The organism is Afipia sp. OHSU_II-C1, from assembly GCF_000497575.1.
In the GTDB taxonomy this organism is placed as follows: Bacteria; Pseudomonadota; Alphaproteobacteria; order Rhizobiales; family Xanthobacteraceae; genus Afipia.
On record NZ_APJI01000007.1, the window covers coordinates 26,946 to 51,208 of the forward strand.

The 24,263-nt window shown below is 62.8% G+C and carries 23 protein-coding genes and 1 pseudogene; 12 read left to right on the forward strand and 12 right to left on the reverse strand.

The features are described 5' to 3' along the window. The first annotated feature begins 202 nt into the window (after window positions 1-202). The 4 genes and pseudogenes from I554_RS0108305 to I554_RS27225 all read left to right on the forward strand — a co-directional run bounded on the left by I554_RS0108305 (window position 203) and on the right by I554_RS27225 (window position 3,968). Complete coding sequence (locus tag I554_RS0108305; protein ID WP_024577691.1) at window positions 203-1,150, forward strand: alpha/beta hydrolase; 948 nt, start codon at window positions 203-205, stop codon at window positions 1,148-1,150. 194 nt (window positions 1,151-1,344) lie between these two features. Beyond that, window positions 1,345-2,745 (forward strand): annotated as a pseudogene (locus tag I554_RS25490) (selenium-binding protein SBP56-related protein). Between the two features lie 163 nt (window positions 2,746-2,908). Further along, complete coding sequence (locus tag I554_RS0108315) at window positions 2,909-3,583, forward strand: hypothetical protein (protein ID WP_029659780.1); 675 nt, start codon at window positions 2,909-2,911, stop codon at window positions 3,581-3,583. Between the two features lie 217 nt (window positions 3,584-3,800). Then, complete coding sequence (locus tag I554_RS27225) at window positions 3,801-3,968, forward strand: hypothetical protein (RefSeq protein WP_192817780.1); 168 nt, start codon at window positions 3,801-3,803, stop codon at window positions 3,966-3,968. A gap of 142 nt (window positions 3,969-4,110) precedes the next feature. Here I554_RS27225 and I554_RS0108325 read toward each other — a convergent pair whose 3' ends face one another. From I554_RS0108325 to I554_RS0108350, 6 genes are all read right to left on the reverse strand, one after another. Then, window positions 4,111-5,487: a pitrilysin family protein gene (locus I554_RS0108325; RefSeq protein ID WP_024577693.1), complete on the reverse strand. Its 1,377-nt coding sequence runs from the start codon at window positions 5,485-5,487 to the stop codon at window positions 4,111-4,113. Beyond that, complete coding sequence (locus tag I554_RS0108330; protein ID WP_034462195.1) at window positions 5,484-6,884, reverse strand: pitrilysin family protein; 1,401 nt, start codon at window positions 6,882-6,884, stop codon at window positions 5,484-5,486. Before I554_RS0108330 ends, I554_RS0108325 begins: the two co-directional genes overlap by 4 nt. A 158-nt stretch (window positions 6,885-7,042) precedes the next feature. Next, on the reverse strand, window positions 7,043-7,765 hold the full coding sequence (locus I554_RS0108335; protein WP_024577695.1) for a hypothetical protein: 723 nt from the start codon (window positions 7,763-7,765) through the stop codon (window positions 7,043-7,045). A 125-nt stretch (window positions 7,766-7,890) separates the two neighbouring features. Further along, entirely contained in the window at window positions 7,891-8,388 is a 498-nt protein-coding gene (lspA, locus tag I554_RS0108340) for a signal peptidase II (protein ID WP_024577696.1), read from the reverse strand. After that, complete coding sequence (gene ileS / locus I554_RS0108345) at window positions 8,385-11,435, reverse strand: isoleucine--tRNA ligase (protein ID WP_024577697.1); 3,051 nt, start codon at window positions 11,433-11,435, stop codon at window positions 8,385-8,387. Before ileS ends, lspA begins: the two co-directional genes overlap by 4 nt. 180 nt (window positions 11,436-11,615) lie before the next feature. Further along, entirely contained in the window at window positions 11,616-12,590 is a 975-nt protein-coding gene (locus I554_RS0108350; RefSeq protein ID WP_024577698.1) for a bifunctional riboflavin kinase/FAD synthetase, read from the reverse strand. 236 nt (window positions 12,591-12,826) lie between these two features. Here I554_RS0108350 and I554_RS0108355 point away from each other — a divergent pair, with 236 nt between their 5' ends. Next, window positions 12,827-13,222, forward strand: coding sequence for a response regulator (locus I554_RS0108355; RefSeq protein ID WP_006022043.1), 396 nt, complete (start codon window positions 12,827-12,829; stop codon window positions 13,220-13,222). A 75-nt stretch (window positions 13,223-13,297) separates the two neighbouring features. Here the strand turns inward: I554_RS0108355 and I554_RS0108360 are convergent, their stop codons facing one another. The 4 genes from I554_RS0108360 to I554_RS0108375 form a co-directional block, all read right to left on the reverse strand. Further along, a complete protein-coding gene (locus I554_RS0108360) occupies window positions 13,298-13,744 on the reverse strand; it encodes a DMT family transporter (RefSeq protein WP_024577699.1) in 447 nt (148 codons plus the stop codon). A gap of 101 nt (window positions 13,745-13,845) precedes the next feature. Continuing rightward, window positions 13,846-14,721 carry a TIGR01459 family HAD-type hydrolase gene (locus tag I554_RS0108365; protein WP_029659778.1) on the reverse strand — a complete coding sequence of 292 codons (876 nt, stop codon included), beginning with the start codon at window positions 14,719-14,721 and terminating at the stop codon, window positions 13,846-13,848. Window positions 14,722-14,755: 34 nt separating this feature from the next. Further along, window positions 14,756-16,195 (reverse strand): EAL domain-containing protein, encoded by a 1,440-nt coding sequence (locus tag I554_RS0108370; RefSeq protein ID WP_024577701.1) that lies wholly within the window; start codon window positions 16,193-16,195, stop codon window positions 14,756-14,758. A gap of 114 nt (window positions 16,196-16,309) precedes the next feature. After that, entirely contained in the window at window positions 16,310-17,653 is a 1,344-nt protein-coding gene (locus I554_RS0108375) for an aspartate aminotransferase family protein (RefSeq protein ID WP_024577702.1), read from the reverse strand. 193 nt (window positions 17,654-17,846) lie between these two features. On the opposite strand from I554_RS0108375, the gene I554_RS0108380 reads away from it, so the two are divergent. The 7 genes from I554_RS0108380 to I554_RS0108410 all read left to right on the forward strand — a co-directional run bounded on the left by I554_RS0108380 (window position 17,847) and on the right by I554_RS0108410 (window position 23,136). Further along, entirely contained in the window at window positions 17,847-18,284 is a 438-nt protein-coding gene (locus tag I554_RS0108380; RefSeq protein WP_024577703.1) for a TadE/TadG family type IV pilus assembly protein, read from the forward strand. A 25-nt stretch (window positions 18,285-18,309) separates the two neighbouring features. Continuing rightward, window positions 18,310-19,959: a pilus assembly protein TadG-related protein gene (locus tag I554_RS0108385; protein WP_024577704.1), complete on the forward strand. Its 1,650-nt coding sequence runs from the start codon at window positions 18,310-18,312 to the stop codon at window positions 19,957-19,959. A 256-nt stretch (window positions 19,960-20,215) separates the two neighbouring features. Beyond that, complete coding sequence (gene hisS / locus I554_RS0108390) at window positions 20,216-21,736, forward strand: histidine--tRNA ligase (RefSeq protein ID WP_024577705.1); 1,521 nt, start codon at window positions 20,216-20,218, stop codon at window positions 21,734-21,736. A gap of 18 nt (window positions 21,737-21,754) precedes the next feature. Next, entirely contained in the window at window positions 21,755-22,165 is a 411-nt protein-coding gene (locus I554_RS0108395) for a DUF2000 family protein (protein ID WP_024577706.1), read from the forward strand. A 34-nt stretch (window positions 22,166-22,199) separates the two neighbouring features. After that, window positions 22,200-22,400 (forward strand): tautomerase family protein, encoded by a 201-nt coding sequence (locus tag I554_RS0108400; protein ID WP_024577707.1) that lies wholly within the window; start codon window positions 22,200-22,202, stop codon window positions 22,398-22,400. 32 nt (window positions 22,401-22,432) lie between these two features. Further along, window positions 22,433-22,828, forward strand: a complete 396-nt coding sequence (locus I554_RS0108405; protein ID WP_024577708.1) for a thioesterase family protein — start codon at window positions 22,433-22,435, stop codon at window positions 22,826-22,828. Between the two features lie 92 nt (window positions 22,829-22,920). Then, the gene (locus I554_RS0108410) at window positions 22,921-23,136 is read left to right on the forward strand and encodes a hypothetical protein (protein WP_024577709.1); all 216 of its coding nucleotides are present in this window, start codon (window positions 22,921-22,923) and stop codon (window positions 23,134-23,136) included. A 164-nt stretch (window positions 23,137-23,300) separates the two neighbouring features. Here I554_RS0108410 and I554_RS0108415 read toward each other — a convergent pair whose 3' ends face one another. Then, window positions 23,301-23,828 (reverse strand): DUF3617 family protein, encoded by a 528-nt coding sequence (locus tag I554_RS0108415; RefSeq protein ID WP_024577710.1) that lies wholly within the window; start codon window positions 23,826-23,828, stop codon window positions 23,301-23,303. Window positions 23,829-23,849: 21 nt separating this feature from the next. Then, window positions 23,850-24,158, reverse strand: coding sequence for a hypothetical protein (locus tag I554_RS0108420; RefSeq protein WP_024577711.1), 309 nt, complete (start codon window positions 24,156-24,158; stop codon window positions 23,850-23,852). Window positions 24,159-24,263: the final 105 nt, after the last annotated feature.

Here is a 24,263-nt window from a genome sequence, read left to right on the forward strand (position 1 = left end):
GCTTGCACAACGCGCCACTCTTTTTCAAAGAGCAGACAACCCGCCATTGGGCCGGGTTTTCGTTCTGCGTGCAGCCTTAACTGGCCTGCACGAAACTGATATGGGAGGGGCCTTGCGGGGTTCAAGAGGGTTCCCGGCCCCTCTTTTTGCCCGCAATATCTTTTTCCGAATTTCATGATTCCTTTCGCCTGATCGGCCCCGCATGACGCTTGTTTCCATCCCCGCCAATCCTGTTCCCGACAATGTTGTCTCAGGCACGATCAAGACGCCCGACGGCGCCGAATTGCGCTTCGCGCGCTGGCAGCCGCCGGCGGGCCGCAAGGGCACTGTCTGCGTCTTCACCGGGCGGGCCGAGAGCATCGAGAAATACTTCGAGACCGTGCGCGAACTTCGCGAGCGCGGCTTCGCGGTGGCGATGATCGACTGGCGCGGGCAGGGACATTCGTCGCGGCAGTTGCGCGATCCCCGCAAGGGCTACGTCCACAGGTTTTCCGATTTCGAGGTCGATGTCGAAACCTTCGTAAAGCAGGTGATGCTGCCGGACTGTCCGCCGCCTTACTATGCGCTTGCCCATTCGATGGGCGGCGCTGTGCTGCTGCGGGTGGCACATGCCGGCAAGCGCTGGTTCGACCGCATCGTGCTGTCCGCGCCGATGATCGATTTGCCGGGCTATGCCACCAAGCTTCCGACGCGGATGTTTGTGCGCACGCTGCGCTGGCTCGGGATGGGCGGCCGCTACGTGCCCGGCGGCACCGGCGAACTCACCGGCACCAACAGCTTCGTCAACAATCCGCTGACATCGGACCCGGTGCGCTATGCGCGCAACGCCGCGATCTACGAGGAAGATCCGACCCTCGGCATTGCATCGCCGACGGTGGCCTGGGCCGACAGTGCGTTCCGTGCGATCGTCGAATTCCGCGAGGCGAGTTATCCGTCGCAGATCAGGCTGCCGATCCTGATGATGGCCGCGAGCAGCGACACCATCGTCTCGACCGCCGCCATCGAGGAGTTCGCCTATCACCTGCGCGCCGGATCGCATCTGGTGATCGCAGGCTCCAAGCACGAAATCCTGCAGGAACAGGATCGCTACCGGCAGCAGTTCTGGGCCGCGTTCGATGCTTTCGTTCCCGGCACACCGCTGTTCAAGTAAGGCGGACCACGAGGGAACCGCTCCCTCCTTGCCGCGATCTTTTTTCCGGCGGCGCTGAGGCGGTGCTATGGTGGCCGCCTGCGGGCTGCCGCCGCCCGCGCTCGATAGGCCATTCTCTTTCTGCTTCTGCACTTTCTGCAAACTCGTTTCCGCGTGTCGTGTTGCATTGCGGGTCGACACAGGGAGGTAGTGCGATGACAATGAGGCCAGATCCGACCTTCCACGCATCACCGAAGCTTGCGATGGAGGCTCCCCCTGAAAACTTCGCTTATACGCTGCTGCTCAGCCCTGACTTCTCGAAGCCCGATGCGCTCGCGGTGATCGGCGTGAAGCCGGGCTCGCCCAGTTACAGTCAGGTCGTCCATACGGTGACGATGCCGAACAAGGGTGACGAGTTTCATCATTTCGGCTGGAACGCCTGCTCGTCCGCTTTATCGCCGCTCACGGGTCATGCGTTCGTCGAGCGGCGCTATCTGATCATCCCCGGAATCCGATCCTCGCGCATCTACATCGTCGATACGAAACCTGATCCGACCAAGGCGAAGATTCACAAGATCATCGAGCCCGAAGAGATTTTCAAAAAAACCGGTTACTCACGGCCTCACACCGTTCACTGCGGGCCGGAAGGCATCTACGTCAGCACGCTCGGCGGGGGCGGCAAGAACGGCACCGACGGGCCGCCCGGCGTGTTCATCATGGACTGCGAGACCTTCGACGTTCTCGGGCGCTGGGAGATCGATCGCGGCCCTCAGACGTTGCACTATGATTTCTGGTGGAACCTGCCGCGCGACTACATGGTGACCAGCGAGTGGGGGCTGCCGCCGCAGTTCGAGAATGGAATCGTGGCCGAGGACCTGCTGTCCAACAAGTATGGTCATCGAATCCACTTCTGGGATCTGCGCGCCCGGCGCAACGTGCAGACCATCGATCTTGGCGCCAACCATCAGATGGCCCTTGAAGTCCGACCCGCGCATGATCCTGTTCGCGAGTATGGCTTCCTCGGTGTCGTGGTCGATACCACCAATCTCGAGGGCTCGATCTGGACCTGGTGGCGCGAAGGCGGAAAGTTTCACATCGAGAAGACGGCGACGATTCCGGCTGAACCGGCGCCCAAGGAAAAGCTTCCACCGCTGCTGCAGGGCTTCGGCGCCGTGCCGCCACTGGTCTCGGACATCGATCTCTCCCTGGACGACCGGTTTCTCTATGTGTCCTGCTGGGGCACGGGCGAGTAGCGTCAGTACGACGTCAGCGACCCGCGAAAGCCGAAGCTTGCGGGCTCCGTGCATATCGGCGGCATCGCGCGCCGCACGCCGCATCCGAACGGCAAGGCGTATGCGGGCGGGCCGCAGATGGTCGAGATCAGCCGGGACGGCAAGCGCGTGTACTGGACCAACTCGCTCTATTCGACATGGGATGACCAGTTCTATCCCGACGGAATCCCCGGCGCTGAGGTGATGGCGAATGTGAAGCCGGGCGGCGGTCTCGAACTCGCAAAGGACTACTGGCTGAGTTTCCCCGACGGCTACCGCGCGCATCAGATCAGACTCGATGGCGGCGACTGCTCGACGGATTCATTCTGCTATCCGTCGGTTTAGTGTGGCGGTTCGCAAGTCCGCAACATTTTCTCGGCACTTCCATTTGCGGACTTGCGAACCAAAGCCACACTAAAATTATAGGTTGCTAGTGTCCTTTTGAATTCGAAGTTCGCTATGGGAGGTGCTGCGAAATGATGCGAACTTCGGATTCAGGACACTAGCTTTGAGCGTTGCGGACTGGACGCCTGCGGGACTTTGGCTCGCTGTTGTGGTGAGCGGCATCTATCACGGGGTGAGTCCCGGCATGGGGTGGCCGCTGGCCGTCTCGGCTGGGCTCATGGACAAAAGCCCGCGCGCACTGGCCGCGGCGCTGTGGCCGCTCTCGATCGGTCATCTGCTGGCAGTGCTTCTGATCATGCTTCCCTTTGCGGTGCTCTCCGCGCTGGTCGAGTGGCAACGGCAGATCCAGATCGGCGCAAGTCTTCTGGTGATCGGGTTCGGCATTTTCCGCCTGATCAACCGGCGTCATCCCCGGGCACTGGCGCGGATACGGCCGACGCAACTCGGGCTGTGGTCCTTCGTCGTTGCGATTGCGCATGGCGCAGGGTTGATGCTGGTGCCGATCTATCTCGGGCTTTGCAGCAGCGCGGAGATCGAGAGCGGCCATGCGGCGGCCAGCGCGCTTGTCAGCACCAACCTTGGCACCGCGGTGCTGGTCGCCGTCGTCCACTCTGCGGCGATGATTGCCGCAGGCGGATTATCGGCGTGGCTTGTCTACCGGTATCTGGGACTGAAATTCGTGTCGCGGAGCTGGTTCAATCTCGATGCCGTATGGGCCACGAGTCTCATTCTGGTGGGTGCCCTCGCGCTCGCGCTCAATCTTGTTGGCCAGCACTAGGCGCGGATCGGCGCACATCAAACCCGTCGCGCGGTTCTGATGCGATCCGATCGGCTGGAGGGCTGCGCGCCCCGGCACAAACTTGGGCGCTTTGATGGCCCCTCAACCAAAATTGCTGTCCGGATGTGGACTTCGTTGAAAACGCTCAGCTGGGTTGTATCCACCCCAATACCGTCGGGTTCTGGCGCTTCCTTCACAGGTAACGAGGAGATGATCGATGAACATCCACTTTTTGCCGCCAGAGTCAGATGCATTTGAGATCGCGGTCGATGATGCGATTGCCGCGTGTGGTGGCGATTTACGAGGTGCCCTCAAGGCGTTGCTCATGGTGAACGACCTGCTTGAGCGGGAACTATTCAGGATGCGCGAAATGCTGGCGAAGTAGCCACAGCCCGCTCGGCCAGACAGCAATTCTCGCCGACGTGGGCCGCTGCCGGCAGGCATAAGGCAATGTCAGGTTTGAATCTGTACAACCCTGATGGCGAACGTCGCCGGAGGTTTCTGATGAAACCGATTTGTGCGCATACCTAGTTCGCTTTCGGAGCGACACTGGTCGCGGGCGGAGGCGCCGCCGCCTGCGCCGCGCGGCCGACGCTGACGCTCAGGAGCCCCTGGCCCCAGATGCGTTTTGCGACACGTTTGGTGTCCTCCAGCGTCACCGCATCGACGAGCGCGTTCCGCTTCTCGATGTAGTCGATGCCGAGATCGTCGAGCTGGTATTGCAGCAGCGCGGTGGCGAATTTCGACGAGGTGTCGAGCGCCAGCATCTGCGAGCCCTTGAGGAAGGATTTGGCTTCGTCCAGTTCCTGCTGGGTCGGGCCTTCGTTGCCCATGCGCGCGATTTCGGCGGTGATGGTGTCCAGCGTCTCCTTCGCCTTGTCGGCGCGGGTGGCGGTGGAGCCTGCAAACAGCGACGACTTTTTCATCCAGATCAGGGATTCCGACACCGAATAGACCAGCCCCCGTTTCTCACGGACTTCCTTGTAGAGCCGTGTCGAGAGCGTGCCGCCGCCGAGAATGTGATTGACGATGTAGGCGGCCATGAAATCGGGATCGTTGCGGGCGATGCCGGGGCCGCCGAAATTCACCGAGGTCTGCGGCACGTCCACAATGGCGGATGTATGCTGCGGCGGCTTGACGGCCGCGACTTCCGGGACCGGCATCAGATTGCCCCTGGCGGGCAATGAGCCGAACGTGTCGTCGAGCAGTTTGCCGAGCGCTTCCGGCGTGAGGTCGCCGACAACGGCAATCTTCAGCGAATCCTTCGCGATCACCCGCTGCGCGTAATCCTTCAGGTCTGCGGACTGGATCGCGGGAAGGCTTTCGATGGTGCCGTTCGGCGGGCGTGCATAGGGATGCGTGCCGTAGGCCTGTTCCCAGAACTTGCGGCCTGCGATCGACACCGGATTGGTGGTCTCGCGGCGTGCACTGGACAGCATCTGCGCACGGACGCGCTCCAGCGGCTCGCTGTCGAAACGTGCGGAGGTCAGCGCCAGCTTGAGCAGGCCGAAGGCTTCGTCGCTGTTTTCCTTCAGCATCCGCATCGAGCCGCGCAGATAATCACGGGTCACCGAAAAGCTCATCTCGATGGCGCGCCGTTCGAGGCGCTCGTGGAATGTCTTCGAATCCAGATCGGCAGCGCCTTCATCGAGCATGTTGGCGGTGAAGGAGCCGATGCCGGGTTTGTCGGCGGGGTCCTGCGACGAGCCGCCGGCGAAGGCGTATTCCAGCGCGACCAGCGGCACAGTGGCGTCCTGAACGAACCAGGCTTCGATACCGCCGGGCGACACCACGCGCTGAACTTTTGCAGCGGCGGATGCCGGCGTCACGAATGCGGCAAACGAGGACGCGGCGATGAAAGCGGCAGCCGCGAGACGCGGCAGATGACGGCGGGTGACAATCACGAGCGTTTCTCCTCGCGCTTCGCGGTCGTCGCGGCGGTGTCCTTGATGAGATAGCCGGTCACGGAGCGTTTTTTCTCAAGCCAGGTTCGCGCGGCGTCACGCACCTGTTCGGCGGTGACGGCCTTGATGCGATCAGGCCATGCCCTGACGTCGTCGACACTGAGGCCGACAGTGACCGCGGCGCCGTACCAGCGTGCCAGCGTGGTCTGGCTGTCCTGCGCGTAGACCGCCTGGGCGATCATCTGTGTCTTGATGCGTTCGAGTTCTTCAGCCGGTACCGGATCGGTCGCAAGCTTTGCGATCACCTCATCGATGGCCTGTTCCACCTGCGGGAATTCCACGCCGGGTTTCGGCGAGGCCGAAATCCCGAACTGGGTGGGATCCACTCCCGTCCCCTGGTACCAGGCGCCGGCACTCACCGCGAGCGGCTTGTCCACCACGAGCGCGCGGTAGAGCAGCGAGTTGCTGCCGGTGCCCATCAATTGCGCCAGCACTTCGAGCGCGGAGCTTTTCTCCGGCGCCGCCGTGACCGAGGACGGAACGAGATAATAGCGGCGCAGGCTGGGTTGTTCGACACGCGGATCGGCCAGCGTCACCGTGCGCGGCCCGGCGGGCTCGGGCTCCTGCGGCCTGATCCGCTGTGCCGGGATCGCAGGCTGCGGCGGAATCTTGCCATAGGCCGCCTCGATCATCGGGCGTACTTCCTCGGCGCTGACGTCGCCCGCGATCACGAGGGTGGCATTGTTGGGTGCGTAAAACCGTTTGTAGAAGGCGAGCGCGTCCTCACGGTTCAGCTTCTCGATCTCCTGATGCCAGCCGATCACCGGGCGGCCATAGGGATGGTTGAGATACAGCGCCGCCATGATCTGTTCGGTCAGCCGCGCGTCCGGGCTGTTGCCGACGCGCATGTTGTACTCCTCGAGCACCACGTCGCGCTCCGGCAGCACATTCTCGTCCTTGAGAATGAGGCCGGTCATGCGGTCGGCCTCGAACTCCAGCATGGTCGCGAGCTTGTCGCGCGACACGCGCTGGTAATAGGCGGTGTAGTCGTAGGAGGTGAAGGCGTTCTCGTTGCCGCCGATGCGCGCCACCAGCTGGGAGAACTCGCCGGCCGGATGCGCCCTGGTGCCCTTGAACATCAGATGCTCGAGGAAATGCGCGAGGCCGGATTTCCCCGGCGTCTCATCGGCGGAGCCGACCTTGTACCAGATCATCTGCGTGACCACCGGCGTGCGGCGGTCCGGAATGACGATGACATTGAGGCCGTTCGAGAGCGTGAAGGTCGTTGGCCGTTGCGGCGCGGTCTGCGCCGTGGCGGGTTGAATGGAGGCCGGCGCGAGGCCGAGCGTCACAAAAGCCGTCGCGAAGGCCATGGCGGTGAGGTGGCGGGAAATCATCATGATGCTCTACCGGATCGCAGATTTATCGCCCGGAAAACATTCAAATCCGCGAGAGGCGACACTGCGGGACCTGAAACGATCGCACCTCGAAAAAACATGGCGATCGCAATCATGGGGCCGCAGGTGTCAGCGAGACGCTGCGGCCAGCAAACAAATCAATCCCAGGTCTTTTCGCACCGGCCGCTGGCGGCGTCGCACTTTTCCCGCGGCGGCTTCAACTGGCCGACGCCGTAGGCGTAGTTCGACGACGGTGTCTGGTAGCCGGTCGGAGGCTGCGTCAGCTCGGTGCGCTCGGGCTCGGAGGTAAATTTCTCGGTTTCGGTCTTCGTGTTGCTGCTGAACGGATTTGAGAACAGTCCGCCGGTATAGCCGAGTTCCGACGGCAGCATCATCAGCGGCGAGTTGGAATTGTTGTTGCCCGGCGCGTTGCTTTCCGCCGTCTTGCTGCGCGGAGCGCGCTTGTTGAGTTCGCTCGGCATCAGCGGCATGCGCGCTTCTTCCGGGCTCATCGCCTTCTGCTTGGCCCGCTCGCGCGCGGCCGCGCGTTCGGCCACGTCCGGGTCCTTCGGCCAGTTCGGCGCGTACTTCGGCTTGCCGCTCTGCGGCGGGGGAAGATCGATCTTGGAGGGAACCACCAGCGGCGAGCGCTCGCGGTATTCGATGGAGCCGTCCTCGAGCTTCTTGCCGCCGAGGCCGCTCATCAGGTTGTCCATCAGCTTTTCTTCAAACGTCTTGTTCTCGTCGCTATCCGGATCCTGCGCGTGAACCGGCCCGGTCCCGAGCACCAGACCAACGCCCAGCAGGAGGGCGGCGAGCCGCAGCACGCGCGTCGCGCGGCGCGAGGAGGGATGCAAACCTGAACCGATGGCGCCCGTCATTGCGTTCATCCTGATCCACTATCAAAGGGCGCGGGCATGTCCCCGGGGGCATGTCGCCGCAGGCCAGATTGCCAAGGGCCGGATGGCGAGCCAACCGGCGGATAACTCACGCGTATCCCCGGTTATCAGGGCCTTTTTGCGGCGCTCGGGGTTACAAAGGAGTCATACAGGAGGGCGGCAACCCCGGCAACGATGGCCACGTCCGCAAGGTTAAACACGTACCAGTTGTAGGTTTTTCCGCCGATCTGGACGTGAAACAGCGCGAAATCGACCACCGCGCCATAGGCCAGCCGGTCGATGGCGTTGCCGATGGCGCCGCCGATGATGAGCCCGAGGCCGATGACGGCGAGACGGGTGCCGGATTTGGCCATCCAGACCGCCAGCACGATCACCGCCGCGGCCTTGATCGCCAGCAGGATGGCCTGACCTACCGGACCCGAATCCTGGAACCAGCCGTAGCTGATGCCGGTATTCCAGGCGAGCACCAGATCGAAGAACGGCGTCACGGCGACCGTGCCCCGCGGGCCGAGTTCGAACACGTTCAGCAGCCAGAGCTTCGACGCCTGATCGAGCACCAGGGCTGTGACAGCGGCGATCACACCGGAGCGGAGGAGAGGGCTCACACACCGACTCCCAGCGCCTTCCACTCCCGCAGCGCCTGAGCGTCGCGCGGCGAGACATCCGGATAGTCAGGATCGCTCCCGACGGTGGGAAGAATCTTCCACGACCGCGCGCACTTGGTGCCCACAGCCTTCTCGACCACGACGGCAACGCCCGGCACATCGCCGAGCGTGAACGCGCCCGCCGGAGCATCCTCGTTCGTGACCATCGCATTCGATGTGATGCAGACTTCCGCAAGATCGACATCGAACAGCGTGGCGAACACCGCCTTGTCGGTCACGTAGACCAGTGGCGAGGCTTCCAGCGACGAACCGATGCGCTTGGCGGCGCGCTCGACCTCCAGTGCGCCGGTGACGACACGGCGCACCTCGCGGATGGTTTCCCACTTCTTCGCGAGGGCCTCGTTGTGCCATGCGGGCAGCGTCTTCTGGAACAGCTCGAGATGCACCGAGACGGCGGCATCGCCGTAGCGCGACATCCAGGCTTCTTCTGCAGTGAAGCTGAGGATCGGCGCCAGCCAGGTCGTGATCGCGCGGAACAGATAGTCGATCACCGTCAGGGCCGACTTGCGCGCCACCGACGACGGCGGATCGCAGTACAGGGTGTCCTTGCGGATGTCGAAATAGAACGCCGACAGTTCGGTGTTCATGAAATTCGCCAGCGTCGCGACCACGGTCTTGTAGTCGAAGTTCGCGTAGGCGGGACGTACGATGGCATCGATCTCCACCAGCCGGTGCAGCATCAGCCGCTCGAGTTCCGGCATGTCGTCGGCCTTGATGCGGTCCTTGTCCTGGAAATGCGCAAGACTGCCGAGCATCCAGCGGACCGTGTTGCGCAGCTTGCGATAGGTCTCGATGGTGTTCTTGAGGATTTCCGGGCCGATGCGCTGGTCGTCGGCATAGTCGGTGGCGCAGACCCACAGCCGCAAGATATCCGCGCCGGAATCTTTGATGACCTTCGCCGGATCGGTGGTGTTGCCGAGCGATTTGGACATCTTGCGGCCGTTCTCGTCGAGCGTGAAGCCGTGGGTCAGCACCACGTCGTAGGGCGCGCGTCCACGGGTGCCGCAGCTTTCCAGCAGCGAGGAGTGAAACCAGCCGCGATGCTGGTCGCTGCCTTCGAGATACATCACGGTGTCGTTGCCGCCATCGACCTTGCGCCTGATGCCCGCAAGGCCGGGGAAATGCACCGGATCTTCCAGCACGAAGGCGTGGGTCGAGCCGGAGTCGAACCAGACGTCGCAGATGTCGTTGACCTTCTGCCATTCTTCGTTGGCGTGCGAGCCGAGGAAGCGCTCGCGCGCGCCGTCCTTGTACCACGCATCGGCGCCTTCCTTTTCGAATGCGTCGGCGATGCGCTTGTTGACCGCCTCGTCCTGAAGGATTTCAGCGGAGCCGTCGCCTTTCTCGCGCACGAATACGGCGATGGGCACGCCCCACGCGCGCTGGCGCGAGATCACCCAGTCGGGACGGCCTGCGATCATGCCGGTGATGCGGTTCTGGCCCTGCTCGGGCACCCAGCGCGTGACGCTGATCGCCTGCAGCGCGCGAGCGCGCAGCGTATCGTTTTCCCCTCCCCCTTGCGGGGAGGGAAGAGAAAACGGCTTGTCCATCGCGATGAACCATTGCGGGGTGTTGCGATAGATCACCGGCTTCTTCGAGCGCCAGGAATGAGGATACTGATGCTTGAGGCGGCCGCGCGCGAGCAGCATGCCGCGCTCGATCAGCGCCTTGATGACGGCTTCGTTGGCGTCGCCCTTCTCGCCCTTGTCGGTGAGCACGCGCTTGCCGGTGAACCCCGGGGCGTGCTCGGTCAGCGCACCGTCGGCGTCCACGGTGTAGGGGATCACCGGACTGATGCCGCGCGCTTCGAGCTCGCGGGCGTTCGCGGTCCAGACGTCGAAGTCCTCGCGGCCATGGCTCGGCGCGGTGTGCACGAACCCGGTGCCGGTGTCGTCGGTGACGTGATCGCCGTCAAGGAGAGGAACATCAAAAAAGTAACCGCCTTCAAGGCCTTTCAACGGGTGAGTGCATACCAAGTGCGCGATTACCGCAGAGGGAACGTGTTTTAATCTCTCGCATTTCGTAACTTTGGCCGCAGTCATAACATCGCCAGCACGATCATCCGCTATGATGAGATGATCGCCTGCTTTGGCCCAATTTCCCTCAGGAGCTTCGGTAACTTGATACAATCCATAATGTATTTTTGACGAGAAGCTGATTGCGCGGTTGCCGGGCAGTGTCCACGGGGTTGTTGTCCAGATGACGACTGACGCTCGCTTTTTCGCCAGATCATTTGCTTCGATGGCCTCTCTGGAGGAGAGAGCAGGGCCGTCGCCGATAATGTACGACACCGGAAACTTCACCCACACCGCGTCCGAGGTATAGTCCTCGTATTCGATTTCGGCTTCCGCCAGCGCGGTCTTCTCGACCACGCTCCACATCACCGGCTTGGAGCCGCGATACAGCGTGCCGTTGGCGGCGAACTTCATCAGTTCGCGCGCGATCTGCGCTTCGGCCGGGAAGGTCATCGTCATGTAGGGATGCGACCAGTCGCCGATCACGCCGAGGCGCTTGAATTCCTCGCGCTGGATGTCCACCCACTTCTGCGCGAACGCCCGGCACTCCTGACGGAATTCGACGATCGGCACCGCGTCCTTGTTCTTGCCCTTGGAGCGGTACTCTTCCTCGATCTTCCATTCGATCGGCAGGCCGTGGCAGTCCCAGCCCGGCACGTAGTTGGAATCGAAGCCGAGCATCTGCTGGCTCTTGGTCACCACGTCCTTGAGGATCTTGTTGAGCGCGTGGCCGATATGGATGTTGCCGTTGGCGTAGGGCGGGCCGTCATGCAGCACGAACTTGGCGCGGTCCTTTGCGGCCTCGCGCAGCTTTTCGTAAAGGCCGATCTCGTTCCAGCGCGCCAGAATCCTGGGTTCCTGCTGGGGCAGGCCGGCGCGCATCGGGAAGTCCGTCTGCGGCAGATAAAGAGTGCTGGAGTAATCGTTGCCGTCGGCTTTGGGGGCAACGGACTTTTGGGGCTTGTCGGACATGAATGCTCTGGCTTGGCTCGAATGGCGCTCGTGATGTGCGGCGATAAAATCGATCCCGGTCTTGCGCCGAGCGTGTGTGCTCAGACGGAAGCCGGGCCGCTAATGCCGATTATGGTGCGCTGCGCCAACATCAGGCCTAGATAGCAGGCATGGGCGGTATCGGAAAGGCCCGCAGGCGGCTCAATCCGTGACAATTCCGAGCTTTGGAAACGCATCCGGAGCGGCCGCGAGCATGGCGCGGGCCTTTGTGCTGTCGTCATCCATCTGGCGCACCAGCGCATCGATGCCGTCGAACTTCAGTTCGTCGCGGATAAAGCCGACGAATGCGACATCAAGCTTCTGGCCGTAGAGGTCGCCCTTGAAGCCGAACAGGAAGATTTCCAGCAGCGGCGCGCCGTTGTCGAAGGTCGGGCGGCGGCCGAACGAGGCCACACCATCGAACCGCTTGTCGCCGATCCCGACCCGCACGGCATAGATGCCATGCTTGAGGCCGCAGTTCTTGTCGAGACGGATGTTGGCGGTGGGATAGCCCATATCGCGGCCGCGCTTCTCGCCATGAATGACCTCGCCCGAAATGAACCACGGCGCGCCCAGCATCGCGGTCGCCTCGGTGACCTGGCCTTCGGCCAGCGCCATGCGGATCGCGCTCGAGGATACGGGGCGATCCAGAATGTCGACATGCGACTGGATGTGGACCTCGACACCGAGCTTCGGCATCTCGCTGGCAAGCAGTGACGGCGATCCCGCGCGTCCCTTGCCGAAATGAAAGTCGTAGCCGACGGCGATGCCGCTGATTCCGAGCCGGCCGATGAGATCGTGGTTAATGAAATCCTGTGCGGTGGTGCCGGCGCGGGCACCATCGAATGTCATTACCACGGCGCCGTCGAGGCCGGTGCCCGCCAGCAGGCGAAGCTTCGCGGCCTCGTCGCTCAGTCTGAACTGCGGCGTGTTGGGGCTGAAAAAGCTGCGCGGGTGCGGCTCGAATGTCACCGCATAAGCGGGCTTGCCGAGCTTGCGCGCCATGTCGATGGCCGCTGAAATCACGACACGGTGGCCGAGATGGACGCCGTCGAAGTTGCCCATCGCCACCACGGCGCCTTTTACAATTGCGCTGGTTGGAGTGGCGTCGCGAATGACGGAAAAGCTTGTCGTCATGGGTACCGGAAGGAGGACATTGAAGAAATCGGGCGGACCTGACCCCGGCCCGCCATCGGAGTCAAGCTGCTGAATCAGGCCTTAACGGCGCAACTTAAGATAATCCCGATGTGGTCCGATTAACGGGCTGTTTAAGCCGCCGGTGCTAGGTTCGCCCCGACTGCGGGTGGCAGAAGCCGCCCGCAAAATGTTGATAAACGCACGCCGGTTGCTGCGTTCGAGGGAGAAAAACAGCGATGGCCATGGATTTGTCGATGCCGGTTCTGGTTGTGGACGACTACAACACGATGATCCGCATTATCCGCAATCTGCTCAAGCAACTCGGTTTCGAGAATATCGATGACGCCAGCGATGGCTCGGCAGCGCTCAGCAAGATGCGCGGCAAGAAGTACGGACTCGTGATCTCCGACTGGAACATGGAGCCGATGACCGGATACGACCTGCTCAAGGAAGTGCGCGGCGATCCGAATCTCGCCACCACGCCTTTCATCATGATCACGGCTGAATCGAAGACGGAAAACGTCATCGCAGCCAAGAAGGCCGGCGTGAACAACTACATCGTCAAGCCGTTCAACGCCGCGACGCTCAAGACCAAGATCGAGGCGGTGTTCCCCGATCACGCGCCGGCGTAAGCGCCGATTCCCGGATTTTAGAATTTCGATGCCCGGTGTTCGCACCGGGCATTTTGCTATCCGCTGGCTCGCCCGTCATCGCCGGATCAGAACGACGCCGCCGATCAGCATCGCGACGCCGATCAGGCGCGGCAGATCGATTGAACGCTGTGCGAGACCCAGCCAGCCGAAGTGATCGAACGTCACCGACGCCAGCATCTGTCCGGTGACGAGGAGGGCGATGAACGTCGCAGCTCCCAGAGTGGGTATCAGCACGATCGCGAGCCCGATGAAAATCGCGCCGAACAGACCGCCGCTCCAGGCCCACCAGGGAATTCGCGCCATGGTCGCGATCTGCGGCACGGGATCGCGTAATGCTATGGCGAGAACCACCATGCAAACGAGCCCGACAAAATAGCTCGTGAAACCCGACCATACCGCGGAGCTCAGCGCCGTTCGCAGGTTGGTGTTGAGAACCTGCTGGATCACGATACTCGCGCCGGCTGCGACCGTCAGAAAGATCGGGAAAGCCAATTTCATCATGCTGCACCTCGGATCAAAAGCCGTCCGGCGTTCGATCTGCGCGCGTGACGGCCGTCATATGCGAACTCCGGCGACGATGATGCGAAGTCCGAATTTGAATCTCACCACTTCAGGTCGCGCATCAGCGCGAACGGCGGCTTGGCGTCTCCGAACAGCCGCCGCACCGAGAATTCGTCCGCGACGTCGAGCCCCTCGAAATCCACCGCATGGATGCCGCGGGTCAGGAACAGGCAATCCAGTCCCATTCCGTTGGCGCCGTTGAGATCGGTACGGACGGAATCGCCGATCGCGAGCACGCGGTCGAGCGGCGTGGACGTGCCGCGCTTCTCCGCAGCCAGCTCCAGCGCGCGATCGTAGATCGGGCGGTGCGGCTTGCCGTAGAAGATCACTTCGCCGCCCATGTCGCGGTACAGTTCGGCGATGGCGCCCGCGCAATAGATCAGCCGGTCGCCGCGCTCGACCACGATGTCCGGATTGGCGCAGACGAAGGTGAGATTGCGCGCACGCGCCTGCTCCAGCACGCCGCGATAATCCTCCGCGGTTTCGGTCTCGTCGTCGAACAGGCCGGTGCAGGTGACGTAGTCGGCGTTCTCGATAGTCGTGAACTTCACGTCGAGTCCGCGAAACACCGGATTGTCGCGCTCCGGTCCGATCTGGAAAACCGCCTGCTGATGGTGTGAGGCGACGAAGCTGCGGGTGAGGTCGCCCGACGACACGATAGCGTCATACGTCTCGTCGGAAATGTTCATCCGGCGGAGCTGGCGCTGCACGGAGTCGGCCGGGCGCGGCGCGTTGGTGATCATGATCACCGTGCCGCCCTGCTTGCGGAAGGTTTGCAGCGCCTCGCAGGCGGGAACGAAGCCGGTGAGGCCGTCGTGAATCACGCCCCAGACGTCGCTGAGAATGACATCCACGCCGGTGGTGAGGTCGCGCAAATGATCGGCGAATCGCAGCACGGCGGCGTCAGGCAGCTTCATGGAAAAAGATCACTTCTCTGTGCAGAGGTTTTGGCTATTTCTGCGCAGATGCCCGGCGGACCAGCGCAGCGGTGCCCGTCGCACGAGGGGGCTCGGCCCGGACGCCGGCTTTTTCTTCCTTCCGGGCGGGGGCGTCAACCGCCGAAGGGGCAGATGCGGCATGTTCCGTTGATGAGGCTGCGCCTTCCGGCCGCAGCGGACGCGGCGGCGCGAACAGGAAGCCCTGGCCGAAGCGGACATCGTAATCGAGCAGGTCGACCACGGCGCGCTCGCCTTCGATTCGCTCCGCCACGAGGTCAATTCCAAAACGCCCGAGCAGATCGGACAGGTCGGCGGCGTGAATGTCGGCGGATGACAACTGCTTCTGGTCGAGCAGCATCGCCGCCGGGACCTTGATGAACTTGACGCCGCGATCAGCGAGTTCGCGCGGATCGAGCCGCAGGTCGGCGACGTTGTCGATCGAGAAGCCGTAGCCGAGCCGCTGCAGCGTTGCGAGATGCTCGCTCTCCACCGGGCCGAGATGGCGGAAGGTGCTCTGCTTGAATTCGAGAACGAGAGACGGCGCCAGGATGCGGTTGGCTTCGAGAAAATCGAGGCACTGGCCGAACACCGAGGGATTGCTCAGCGTGGTGCCCGAGATGTTGCAGAACACGCCGACATCCTTCGAGCGCACCATCAGCCGCCGCAACACCTGCACACAGCGCAGCAGCACGGTGTGGTCGATCTGGCCGATCAGGCCTGCGGTTTCCGCCGTGCCGATGAATTCGCTTGCGGTCAGCAACTGGTCCTTGTCGTCGCGCACGCGCGCCACGGCTTCATAGAACCGCACCTTGCGCTGGGGCAGCGTCACCATCGGCTGGAGAAACAGGTCGATGCGGTTGGCCTCGATGGCGTTTCTCACCGCAACGAGAAGCTGGGTGTTGTTGAGATTGGCGGTTGCGGGCCGTGCGTCGGCTGGTTGAGCGGGCGCAGGCGCGCTGATGTCAGCCGCCGGAGCAACATGGTCCGTCTCATTCGCCGGAGCGCTGACAGGTTCTGCAACCTGCTGTTCGGCAAGCGTGCTGACGGCATTTGCGAGAAGCTCGTCATGGGCCGCGACGGACGACGCCAGCTGCTTGACCAGCGAGCCCAGTTCGCTGATTTCGCTCGCGACGGTCTGGACGCGTTCCTGTCCGCTCGCATCGATCGCCGACAGCCGGATTTCGATGGCGCTCATGCGGCGTCCGAACTCTGCGACCTGGCGTGCGAGGTCCGCCGTGCCGCGCGACAGGTCGGCGATCTGGCTGCCGACGTCGGTGCGATCGCGCAGCCGCATCGACACCGCGTTGTAGAGGATCAGGAAGGTCAGCGCGGTCAGCGCGACAATGGCGGATTCGGAGATGCTGAGGCCCGCCAGCGAATACAGCAGCAGGCCAAGCGACGCTGCGATCAGCACCATGCAGATGGCGATGAAAATCGTCGAAATGCGGATCATGAAGCCTGCCCAACCCCGAACGGGGCTGAGCTTAGCATCAAGTTTGATTCGGCGCGAAATTCTTAAGGCAGCCGCGAAGGTTGCCTTAATTCAGGGAGCGGAAATCACGCACGGTCAGGCGACCGCGCGGATCACCTTGGCGATCTTGTCCATGATCTCGCCGACCTGGCTCTCCGAGATGATCAGCGGCGGGGTCAGGCAGAGGGTATCGCCCGCCACCCGCATCATCAGGTCGTTGTCATGGAACGCCGAGTCCAGCGCCTCGAAGCCGCGCTTGCCGGGACCCTCCTTGTTAGGCGCCAGATCAATGCCCGCGGTGATGCCGACGGTGCGGATATCCACCACGTTCGGCTCCTTGCGCAGCGCCATCACGGCGTCGGCCCATTTCGGTTCCATCGCCCGTGCGCGCTCGAACAGGCCTTCCTCGCGGTAGATGTCGAGGGTGGCGAGACCGGCCGCGCAGGCCAGCGGATGGGCCGAATAGGTGTAGCCGTGGAACAGCTCGATGACGTGCTCCGGACCCTTCATGAAGGAATCGTAGATCGCGTCGCGGATCAGGACACCGCCCATCGGCACCGCGCCGTTGGTGACGCCCTTGGCGAAGGTGATCATGTCCGGCAGTACGCCGTAGCGTTCCGCCGCAAAGGCATAGCCGAGGCGGCCATAACCGGTGATGACTTCGTCGAAGATCAGCAGGATGCCGTGCTTGTCGCAGATCTCGCGCAGCCGCTGCAGATAGCCCTTGGGCGATGCAATGACGCCGGTGGAGCCCGCCATCGGCTCGACGATCACGGCGGCGACGGTGCCGGGACCGTGGATGCCGACAATGCGATCGAGCTCGTCGGCGAAATGCGCGCCATACTCAGGCTCGCCCTTGGTGAAGGCCTGCTTTTCGCGGTCATAGGTGGTCGGCAGGTGATCGACGCCGGTCAGCAGTGTGCCGAACATCTTGCGGTTGTTGACCATGCCGCCGACGGAAATACCGCCGAAGCCGACGCCGTGATAGCCGCGCTCGCGGCCGATCAGCCGGGTGCGTCCGGCCTCGCCGCGGCCGTTGTGATAGGCCAGCGCCACCTTCAGCGCGGTGTCGACCGCTTCCGAACCGGAGTTGCAGAAGAACACATGCTCGAGGCCCTTCGGCGCCAGCGCAGCGATGCGGCTGGCCAGTTCGAAGGCTTTCGGATGAGCGAACTGGAACGGCGGCGCGTAATCGAGGGTCGCGGCCTGCTTCTGGATCGCGTCCACGATCGGGTCGCGGTTGTGGCCAGCGTTGCTGCACCACATGCCGGCGGCGCCGTCGAGGATGCTGCGGCCATCGGCGGTGAAGTAGTGCATGTCCTTGGCGCCGGCGAGCATGCGCGGTCTGGCCTTGAACGCCCGGTTGGCCGTGAACGGCATCCAGAAAGCGTCAAGATCGTTCGGCGTCGCGACGTTCGGGCGAGGGTGCTGAATATTCAAAGGTCGTTCCTTCCGGCAAGGAGCAAGTTTTTTCTTGGAAAGAGAGCCTATCAGTTTCCGGGGTCGTTCGGAACGCATCGCGGCGCATGGTCGCCCGTAAGTGAAGGCACGGATCACAGCCGGAAAATACTACTACCAATAGTAGTTGTATGAATTAGTTTGCCCTTAAAGGTTGTGTGCGCAAATGCCCGTCATGAAACAGGCCCGCACACTGTTCGAAAAATTCCGCGCCGCCCACGAGGGCGCCATCGCCGTCGAGTTCGCGATGATTGCGCCGGTGTTCCTGATGATGGTGTTCGGCATCATCATGTACGGCTCCTATCTCGCAGTGGTTCACGGTGTGCAGCAGCTTGCTGCCGAAGCCGCGCGATCCTCGGTCGCGGGATTGAGCGAAAGCGAGCGCAGCACGCTCGCCAGCAGCTACATCACCGGCAACGTCAATACCTACCCGCTGATCGATCCGGCAAAGCTCACCGTCAACGCCGCGACGTCGGTCTCCGACGCCAACGTCTTCGTCGTCTCCGTCAATTACGACGCCTCCGGCATGTTCATCTATTCGTTGCCCACATTCGTGCCGATGCCGTCGCCTGCCATCGTGCGCTCGGCGGCGATCCCGCGCGGGGGATACTGAACAGAAGAAGTCTCGGGAGGTTGTGATGCGCAGCTTGCTTCGACGTTTCTCCGCCGATGAGCGCGGCAATATCGCGATCATGGGCGCGGCCAGTCTGCTGCTCGTGATCGCCTGCGCGGCGCTCGGCGTCGATGTCGGCGCCATCTTCGCCGACAAGCGGCGGACCCAGAGTGCTGCCGACCTCGCGGCGCTCGTCGCCGCGAGCGACCTGACCAATGCGTCCCGCGCTGCTGCGGCGACCGTCGCCAAGAACAACTATCCACCGGAGTCGCTCGTGGCTGTCGAACCCGGTGTTTACACGGCGAATGCATCCCTGACGCCGCAGCAGCGCTTCGTGGCGGCGGCCACGCCCGCCAACGCGGTGCGGGTCACCATGCAGACCAGGACGCCGCTGTATTTCGGCAAGGTGCTGACCGGGGACAGCCAGTGGAATCTCAAGGCGACCGCGATCGCCAGCACCACACGGCTCGCCAGTTTCGCGATCGGGTCGCGGCTGGTGTCGCTCAACGGCGGTCTGCTGAATTCGCTGCTCGGCGGGATGCTCGGGACAACCCTGTCGCTGTCGGCGATGGACTACAACGCGCTGCTCAGCGCGAAGATCGATGCGTTCGATTTCCTCTCGGCGCTGGCAACGCGGGTCAACCTGACCGGTGTGAGCTACGACACGCTGCTGAACAGCAACCTGAAGGTGACGGATATCGTGGCAGCGCTGCAGACCGCAGCGGCCGGCAACAGCGGCGCGATTGCAGCGCTCTCGAGTTTGTCGTCGGCGATGTCGGGCCTGACCACGCGGATCACGCCGAAGGCGCTGATCAGTGTTGGACCGTATTCCGGTCTCACCGTCGGGCAGAAGCCGAAGGTCGGCGCAAACGTCTCGGCGCTCGATCTGCTCTCGGCCATGGCGGCGCTGGCCAACGGCACCAACCAGATCGCGGCCAATGTGAACCTGTCGCTGCCGGGCATCGCCGGCGTCACATTGCAGGCCACCGTCGGCGAGCGGCCGGTGGGAACAAGCTGGATCACGGTCGGACAGGTGGGAGCCAGCGTGCACACCGCGCAGACGCGCGTTCTGCTCAAGATACAGCTTGTCGGTTCAGGCGCGGTGTCGGTGGTCAATCTTCCGGTCTATGTCGAGATCGCGGCGGGCACCGCGACGCTTAACGCCGTGTCGTGCGGCTATCCCAACGTCAACACCTCGACGGTGACGCTCGGCGTTTCTCCCGGCATTGTCGATGCGTGGGTCGGCGATGTGACGTCCAGCATGATGACGAATTTCTCCACCAAGCCGAATCCGCCGGCGGTCAACATCGTCAATCTCGGCGCGATCCAGGTCACGGGCCGGGCGCATGCGACGATGGCGAACGCGTCGCCGACCAGCGTGACCTTCAGCTATGCCGACATTCAGGCGCAGACCAAGAAGACGGTGAACACCACATCGTTCACTTCGTCGCTGACGTCGAGCCTTCTCGGCGACCTGCAACTCGGCGTGCAACTCGGGCCACTCGGCCTGCCGATTCCCGGCATCGGCGCGCTGGTCGCCAGTATCATCGGCGGCGCCACCGGCTCGATCGACACGCTGCTCAACTCGGTGTTGCAGACGCTGGGCGTGGGTCTTGGCCAGGCGGATGTCTGGGTCACCGGCGTGCGCTGCGACGGCGCGGTGCTGGTGAATTAGTTTCTCCGTCCTTTGATGCACGACGATTGAACAATCCCTCCCCCTTGTGGGGAGGGTCGGCCGAGCGAAACGGAGGCCGGGGTGGGGGCCTTCGTCCGCGCGTACCCCCACCCGGCGCATCGTTCGCTTCGCTCACAACGCGCCACCCTCCCCACAAGGGGGAGGGATAAGAGAGCACGGTTGCTCGCTTGCGCCTCGGCTGATAACCCGTGGGTCAATATCCAGATTATTTGGATATCGGAACGCACGAAAATCTATGTCCGACAAAAAGCCCAAGAAGCCCCAGAAACTGCGCGCGCGCCTGCCGCGTGGCCTCGTGGACCGCACGCCCGCTGAGATCGCCGCCACGCGGCAGATGGTGGAGACAATCCGCGAGGTCTATGAGCGCTACGGGTTTGAGCCGGTGGAAACCCCGGCAATGGAATACACCGACGCGCTCGGCAAGTTCCTGCCCGATCAGGACCGGCCTAACGAAGGCGTGTTCTCGTTTCAGGACGATGACGAGCAGTGGATCTCGCTGCGCTACGATCTGACCGCGCCGCTGGCGCGCTATGTCGCGGAGAATTTCGAGACGTTGCCGAAGCCGTACCGCTCCTACCGCAACGGTTATGTCTATCGCAACGAGAAGCCCGGTCCCGGCCGCTTCCGGCAGTTCATGCAGTTCGACGCCGACACCGTTGGCAGCGCTTCACCTGCCGCCGACGCCGAGATGTGCATGATGGCGGCGGACACGATGGAAGCGCTGGGCATTCCGCGCGGCCAGTATGTGGTGAAGGTCAACAACCGCAAGGTGCTCGACGGCGTGCGGGAAGCGATCGGCATTGAGAGCGACGGCCAGTGGCTGACCGTTATGCGCGCGGTCGACAAGCTGGATAAATTTTCGGCTGCTGAAGTTAGCAAGCTGCTCGGCGCTGGCCGCTGGGACGGCGGCGAAGAAGGCAAGGGCGATTTTACCAAGGGCGCGAACCTGACGCCGACGCAAATCGAATTCGTGCTGGGGGCGGTTGGCCAGCCGTCTCGCGGCGATAACTTCGACGGGCTGAATGAGCTGCAAAGCCGGTTTGAAACAACCAGGTCCGGGCCGGAAGGCCAGCGCGAGTTGAGAGAAATCGCCGCGCTTGTGCGTGATTACGGTGATCGCATTCGCATCGATCCGACTGTCGTGCGCGGCCTCGAATACTACACCGGCCCGGTCTACGAGGTTGAACTGCTGCTCGACACCAAGGATGAAAAGGGCCGACCGGTGCGCTTCGGTTCGGTCGGCGGCGGCGGACGTTATGATGGGCTTGTGTCGCGCTTTCGCGGCGAACCTGTCCCTGCGACAGGCTTCTCCATCGGCGTGTCGCGGCTTCAGGCGGCGCTGACGCTGCTCGGCAAGATCGACACCACGCCCGAGTTCGGTCCGGTCGTCGTCGTGGTGATGGATCGCAACGAGATCGCGCAATACCAAAAGTTCGTCGCGACGCTGCGCAGCGCGGGCATTCGCGCCGAGATGTATCTCGGCAATCCGAAGAACAACCTCGGTGTCCAGTTCAAGTATGCCGACCGGCGCAACTCCCCATGTGTGGTCATTCAGGGGGGCGACGAGAAAGCGAAGGGCGAAGTTCAGATCAAGGATCTGATCATCGGTGCGGAGCTTGCTGGAGATACCGGCAATCGCGACGACTATCTGCAGAAGCAGACGCAGGCCCAGATCGCCTGCAAGGAAAGCGAACTGGTCGGAAAGGTTCGCGAAATTCTCGAGCGCCACAATGTGCCCTGGGCCAACGAAAAATAAGAACAGTAACGGTCGCGCATGCAGTTCGACACCAAGGTTGCCCTTGTCATCCGCACCGATCTCGAAACATGGCAGAAGCTGAACGTCGCGGCCTTCCTCGCCAGCGGCATCGCGGCGGCGTTTCCCGAATGTGTCGGCGCGCCTTACGAAGACAAGTCCGGCACGAACTATCATGCGCTGATCGGTCAGCCGATCCTGATCTACGGCGCGGACCGGCCGGCGCTGTCGCGTGCGCTCGAACGCGCCCTGGTGCGCGACGTGAAGCCCGCCGTCTATACCGAGGACATGTTCAAGACCACCCATGACGCCGCCAACCGGGCGGCGGTGCAGGCCGTCATCCGCGCCGATCTCAATCTGGTCGGGCTGGCGTTCCGTGCCGAGCGCAAGGTGGTTGACAAGATCGTCGATGGATTGAAGTTTCACGTCTGACAATTTCTGTCGCAAAGAAAAAAGGGAAACGAGCATGCCTGAGGTAATCGTGAACATGGCCGCCGGACGGACCGACGAGCAGAAGAAGGGCATGATGCTGGACATCACCCAGGCGCTAGTGAAGAACCTCGGCGTCGATGCGGAGGTCGTGACGGTGCAGATCAACGAGGCGCCGCTGACCCACAAGATGAAGGGCGGCAAGACGTTCCTTGAGCGCAAGGCGGCGGCAAAATAGCCCGAAGCGAACTTCGGATTCAGGACGTTTGCATGAGCACGCTTGAGAAAGTCACCGTCGGCATTCCCGGTGAGAGGATCGTCACGGTGACGCACGACATGACCGTGCAGCATTTCCTGGCGACCATGCCGCCGGTCTATGCGACACCCGTCATGATCCTGCACATGGAGGAGGCCTGCACCGCCTCCATCGCGCGCCTGCTGCCGGAAGGCCATGTCAGCGTGGGCATGGAGGTGAACGTCCGGCATCTGGCGGCGACGCCGGTCGGACGTACGGTGCGCGTGTCGTCACTTGTCCGGCAGATCGATCCGAAGAGCGTACTGTTCGACGTGGAGGCGTGGGACGGTTCCCGCAAGATCGGCGACGGCACCCATCGGCGCGGCGTGATCAATGTCGCGGCTTTTGAAAAGCGGTTCGGCGTCGTCTGACAGGCGCCGCGCCGGATATTGAGCATTTCTGATTGTTCTCGGCCCATGAACGGAGCTAGTTTCCGGCCGCCAGCCTCCCACGGAGATATCCGATGCGCCTCGTCCTGATTGCTGTTGCAGCCGCTGTATTGTTTGCGGGGCAGGCCCATGCGCAGGGCAGGGGCCGTCCCGACACGAGCGGAGGGTCCCAGACCAAGGGCGAGGATCCGCAGAAGCGCATGGCCCGCGAAGAAGCCGCCGCCAAGGCCGCGATGAAGAACGTTCCGGATTCGAAAGAAAAGTACGATCCCTGGAAGATCGGGAAGTAACGAAATCCACACACCCTCGGTCGTCATCCCCGCGAAAGCGGGGATCCCTAACCACCGAGCCATCCGATGAGATGCAGACGGCGGCGTCTCTTATAAAATTCGACGACAGGGAGTATGGGTCCCGCTTTCGCGGGGACGACGCGCTTAGAGAAGGCCTTACGCAATCACTGCTTCGGCCGCATCGCCTTCATGTCCTTGATATTCATCTTCATGCCGCCGGGCATCATGATGTCGCCGGGCTTCTGATCCGGCTTGCAGGCGCCGATCCATTTCGCTTCGAGCACATTGGTGGTTTCGGCAGGCATGCCCGCCGGGCCACCGCTGTTCTTCGATGTGGTGGTCACCGTGTAGGCCGAGTTGAAGTCGCCGCTGAACTCGGTGTGCGAGACGGACGTCATGTTGCCGATCTTGCAGGTCGACTCGACGATCAGGCCGGTCGCGGTCTTCTTCATGTCCTGCCTGGAGCACATTTCCTTCGCCATCGGCCCGAAGGTCGCCGCCATCTCTTTTTCGGTGGTGGCGTCGGTGCATTGCTGCATGGTCTGGGCCCCGGCCTTGTCCAGCTTCAGTTTCCAGAGTCCCGGCTTGCGGCTCGGCATTTCGACCGGGTCGGCGAAGGCCGGAACGGCGGCAAGACCGCTGCCGCAAATCGCCAATGCCATGATGCGAAAGAGCGGAAGCACTCGCATCATGGGCGGTCTCCTGAACGGAGCTTAGTAGCCGACGCGCAGCGGCCGGTCGAGATGACCTGGATGAACCCAGACGCAGGCGAAGGAAATGTAGCCGCCGTACTGGGCGTCGACGCCGGTCAGCTTCACCGACTTGCCGTAGCTGGCGCAGTGATTGAGGGCCATCGCCTTGACGTCCGCGCCTTCCTTGTAGAGCGAATAGGCGATGATGCCGCCGGTGTCGTTGCCCTTGAAAGGCGGCACCGTGTCGATGTCGAACCAGGCGGCGCTGGCTTGCGCACTCATGAGCGCTCCGAAGACCGTCGCCAGAATCGCCTTGCCTGTTATCCGCATCGTCGTCTCCCATGGAATCTCGTCCGCACCATAAGGCGGCCGGGCTGTCATGGAAAGAATGCCCGTGCGGTTCGGCGGGGGTTGGCGGCCAAGTGTTGCCGCGCT